This window comes from Mycobacterium sp. (assembly GCF_008709575.1).
Classification (GTDB): domain Bacteria; phylum Actinomycetota; class Actinomycetes; order Mycobacteriales; family Mycobacteriaceae; genus Mycobacterium.
In genome coordinates this window covers 1-766 of record NZ_VYIK01000278.1, presented here as the reverse complement: position 1 = coordinate 766, position 766 = coordinate 1, and the positions used below count along the sequence as shown (strand labels likewise).

Below are 766 nucleotides of genomic sequence, written 5' to 3'. Positions count from 1 at the left end.
AGGCGTCGCTGCGCGGACTGGCCCGGATCGCACCCACCCAGGCGCACCGCTACACCCTGGTCGATATGGCCAACCAGGTGCGGCCGACGAGCACGTTTTAACTTTTTACGCCGGAAGTTGCCGAGAAATCGTCCGCGAAACGCTACCTTAAAGCTTCTCGGTCCGCGGTTGGTTCGATCGACGCAGGAAGAAACCGATGACGAAGGCGAGCAAGGCTCGGGCGCGGGGGCGTGGCCGGGTCGTCGGGCTGGCCGCGGCGACGGCAGCGTTTCTCACCTGCGGGATGACACCGCTGGCGACTGCGCCGTCGGCGCGGGCCGACGTCGTCGACGCGGTGATCGACGAGATCTTCGCGCCGTTCCTGGAAGCGGCGACACGTGGTTTTGCCTGGGATGCGGTGCTGCCTCCCACCGCGTGGGACGCGTTCCTTGCTCCCTCCCAACCGCTGCTCGCCGAGCCCGCGGCATCCGCTGCTTCCAGTCCCGATTTGACCGTGTTGTTCCAGCAGTACATCTACGCGCCGCTGCACACCGGTGTTGAACGGTGGATCGACAGCAGCGTCGGCCAGCAGGTCGACGGTTTCGTGAACAAGCCGTTCATTTTGTCGACCGGGCGCGGGCTGATCGACAACGGCGTCGACGGCACGGCGGCCTTCCCCAATGGTGGAGCGGGGGGCTGGTTGTTCGGCGACGGCGGTGCCGGCTGGAACAGCACCTCCCCGGCGATTGTGGGCGGCGATGGCGGTGCTGCGGGGCTCTTCGGGGAC

At 67.1% G+C, this 766-nt stretch carries 2 protein-coding genes; both read left to right on the top strand.

Going from position 1 to position 766, the window contains the following annotated elements:
• The first annotated feature begins 8 nt into the window (after positions 1-8).
• The gene (locus tag F6Q13_RS20375) at positions 9-101 is read left to right on the top strand and encodes a tetratricopeptide repeat protein (protein WP_367141370.1); all 93 of its coding nucleotides are present in this window, start codon (positions 9-11) and stop codon (positions 99-101) included.
• A gap of 95 nt (positions 102-196) precedes the next feature.
• Positions 197-766, top strand: a 570-nt coding sequence (locus F6Q13_RS18450; RefSeq protein ID WP_367141369.1) for a PGRS repeat-containing protein, incomplete at its 3' end; no start/stop codon positions are given.